The following is a 2,999-nucleotide window of genomic DNA, read 5'->3' on the forward strand; positions in this document are numbered from 1 at the left end:
CCGGAGGAGCGGGCGGCGGGGCCGGCGAGACCGAGCCGGCACCCGGGACGTACGCGCCCGAGCCGCCCGCGCCGTCGGAGTCGGCGCCGGACGTCGAGCGGGGGGCGCGACGGTCCGGCACGCCCATCCGGTCAGCGGCCTCCTGCAACCACTCCGGAGGTGTCAACAGGAAGGACGTCGCCTCCAGATCGACCCGCTGCGGCGGCGCCGGCTCCGGCGCCGCCTGCGTCGCGGCGGCGTAGTGCTCCTGGAACCGGCGGATCACCTCGCCCACCGGCAACGCCGGCCACAGCGTCGACTCGCCGCTGTCCCGGGCGATCACCAGCCGGACACCGCCGCCGTCCGACCGAGCGCCGCCCGCCCGGTCCTCCGCCCACGCCACGAAGCCCAGGTCGAACTCCCTTACCCGGACCTCCCGTTGCTGGTACGCCGGCACCCCGGCGTTCACCCAGCGCTCCGCACGCTCCTGCGCCTGCGCGAACGTCACCATCTGCGGGTCACCCCTCCACCGGGACGGCCCGCGCGAAGCCACCGTCCACCATCAGGTTGGCCACGGTCTCCAGCTCTGGCGGATTCCCCGCGAGCCGCAGCAGAAACTCGTCGAAATCGGCACCGCACGGCAGCAGCAGCTCCGCCATGCGCTCCGGCATGCCCAGCCCGTCCCGGTCCCGGGCGTCGTCGTAGGCGCAGAACCACACCGAGCCCTGACCCTCGCCGCGCACCTTCACCGCGAGCAACCCGCCGTGCACAAACGCCACACAGAGGAAATCCTTCGTGAGGTGGTCGCGCAGACACTTGTTGACGTACACGAGGTCGTTCAGGGCCGGCTCGTCGCGCACCGAGAAGAACGGCTGGTCCACCAGCAACCCCAGCTCGGCGTCCAGCGCCACCCCCACCGGCGCGCAACCGCCCGCCGCCTTCAGGAACGTCCGGTACGCCCCCGGCAGCCGGTAGCCCAGCGCCTCCTCGGCGTGCACCACCTGCTCCTCGGGCACCGCGACCGCGTGCGGCACCTCGAAGTGCGCCGGGCGGGTCTCCTGGAGCGGGCGGGTACCCCGCTTCGAGTGGTCCACCGCCGCCGTCGCCAATCCGCCGTGGTGGCGCAGAAGCGCCTTCACCTCCACCGGGACCAGCTCCATCCGCCGGCCACCGGGCACGTGATGCCACGTCCAGCCGTGCGGCGTCGCCACCGGCGGCAGATCCGTCCACAGCTCGTGCCCCGAGGCGTGCAGTGCCGCGTTCGCCGACACGTAGTCCGTCAGCCGCAGCTCGTCCACGCCAAAACCCTCGGGCGGCTCCGCCACCTCCGCGGCCGCCCGCGCGTACGGCGTGAACACCGGGAAACCGGCCGCGTCCACAGCGATCCCACGCGGGTGACGCGCTGCCCGGACCGGATCCGGGAAGCGCACGACCTGCCCGGCGTAGGCCCTGTTCGGCGGCGCGGCATCCTGCCCGAGCCGACCTGTCGTCATGGCGGTACTCCCTGGTGAATGCGGCTGACGCAGACAGCCTAAGGCGTCCCCCACACGCGGCGCCCGGGGCGGGAGTCGTGACATGACGGGGACACGAGTGGAACAGGCCCCGACTACCGCAACGGGGTCGACATTTGGCAAAGTCTTACCCCGCCCGCAGAAGGGACGCAGAACGGAACAGACCACCCGGAGTCACCAAGGCGCAACACACGCCACTCCCGTTACGTACTCCACCACACACCGACCACGCACCCGACCGCACCAACACACCGACACACCGACAACACCGCAGCGCACGTCCACCCCCATCCGCGCACCCCGCGGCACCGCGCGACACCGGCGGGCGACCGGCGCGCCACGGCAGCACCGGAGGAACCACACATGCACGTCGCTCAGCACACCGGGGACCCCCGGATCGGCTGGGGGAACAACCACGGGCTCAGTCACGACACCGCGCCCATCCTCCGCCACCGCCGCGACGGCATCCTCCCGACCACCGCCGCCGCGCTCTCCGCCCGCGGCACCACCCTCACCTGCACCGCCGGCCGTGCCGAGCAACCACCCGCCCACCACCCCCTCGTCCAGGACTTCCTCGACACCCTCACCACAGCGCACCGCGAACGACATACCGGACGCTGCCCCGAAGCCGTCCTCATCTCCCGCTACCTCACCACCGCCCAAAACGGCCGCTCCAAACGCGCCTCCCGTAAACCCCTCACCGCGGGCGACGCCCGCCGCGCACTCAAGAACGCCAAACTGACCACCCGGCGCATCCGCGAGGAAGGCGACCCCCGACACGGCACGTACGCCCCGCCCTGCCGCTCCTGCACCGCACTCCTCGCCCACTTCGGCGTCCGCGCCGTCGACCCCACCGCGACACAGTGACCACTCGCTTCCCCGTGGCCGTCGACGCCGCGCTGCGCGCCGCCGGCTGGCAACCGGGACGCTGGGACATCCGACAGGCCGAGATCTGGGCCGACACCCTGCGCGCCCACACCTCACCCAGCGGCCACCGCCATCACGTCTTCCCCGCCGCCGTCGAGGCCTGGGCCGAGTTCGGCGGACTCACCGTCAACGGCACCGGCCCCGGCCGCCACGTCGCCCCCACACCCGCGGTCATCGACCCCGCCCGAGGACTCCACTGGGCCCGCACCCTCACCGACCTCGGACGCGCCCTCGACACCCAGCTCTCCCCACTCGGCGAGGAACACCACACCGCCGCCGGCGCCGACGAGGGCACCGCCCTGCTCGCCATAGACGCCCAGGGCCGCGTCTACAGCCTCGACCACAGCGGCGACTACTACCTCGGTCCCCACCTCGACGCCGCCCTCGGCACCCTCGTCGAAGGCGTCCGGCCCATCCGACTCAGCTACGGCCAGGCCGCGGGCGTCACGCCGGACGGGCGTCCGGAATGATCGCCGACACCCGGAAACCGCCGCCGTCCGTCGGTCCCGAGACAAAGCCGCCGCCCAGCGCCGTCACCCGCTCCCGCATCCCCACCAGCCCGTTCCCCCCGCTCGGCAGACC

5 protein-coding genes are annotated in these 2,999 nt (G+C 73.1%); 2 read left to right on the forward strand and 3 right to left on the reverse strand.

The genetic code is table 11. The features are described 5' to 3' along the window. A partial coding sequence (locus FNX44_RS25520) for an SUKH-4 family immunity protein (RefSeq protein WP_500274214.1) occupies positions 1-490 on the reverse strand: 490 nt, incomplete at its 3' end. A 7-nt stretch (positions 491-497) separates the two neighbouring features. Beyond that, entirely contained in the window at positions 498-1,472 is a 975-nt protein-coding gene (locus tag FNX44_RS25525) for an SMI1/KNR4 family protein (RefSeq protein ID WP_143651348.1), read from the reverse strand. A gap of 381 nt (positions 1,473-1,853) precedes the next feature. Between FNX44_RS25525 and FNX44_RS25530 the strand changes: the two genes are divergently transcribed. Continuing rightward, the gene (locus tag FNX44_RS25530) at positions 1,854-2,357 is read left to right on the forward strand and encodes a YwqJ-related putative deaminase (RefSeq protein WP_143651349.1); all 504 of its coding nucleotides are present in this window, start codon (positions 1,854-1,856) and stop codon (positions 2,355-2,357) included. Further along, on the forward strand, positions 2,354-2,887 hold the full coding sequence (locus FNX44_RS25535; RefSeq protein WP_143651350.1) for an SUKH-3 domain-containing protein: 534 nt from the start codon (positions 2,354-2,356) through the stop codon (positions 2,885-2,887). Before FNX44_RS25530 ends, FNX44_RS25535 begins: the two co-directional genes overlap by 4 nt. Here FNX44_RS25535 and FNX44_RS29275 read toward each other — a convergent pair. Then, a partial coding sequence (locus tag FNX44_RS29275) for an ATP-binding protein (protein ID WP_500274215.1) occupies positions 2,862-2,999 on the reverse strand: 138 nt, incomplete at its 5' end. The genes FNX44_RS25535 and FNX44_RS29275 overlap by 26 nt on opposite strands.

Source organism: Streptomyces alkaliterrae (assembly GCF_007097205.2).
In the GTDB taxonomy this organism is placed as follows: Bacteria; Actinomycetota; Actinomycetes; order Streptomycetales; family Streptomycetaceae; genus Streptomyces; species Streptomyces alkaliterrae.

Excerpts from the sequence above, each read along its gene's own strand:
- FNX44_RS25525 (WP_143651348.1), bottom strand. The coding sequence starts at position 1,472 with ATGACGACAGGTCGGCTCGGGCAGGATGCCGCGCCGCCGAACAGGGCC.
- FNX44_RS25530 (WP_143651349.1), top strand. The coding sequence starts at position 1,854 with ATGCACGTCGCTCAGCACACCGGGGACCCCCGGATCGGCTGGGGGAAC.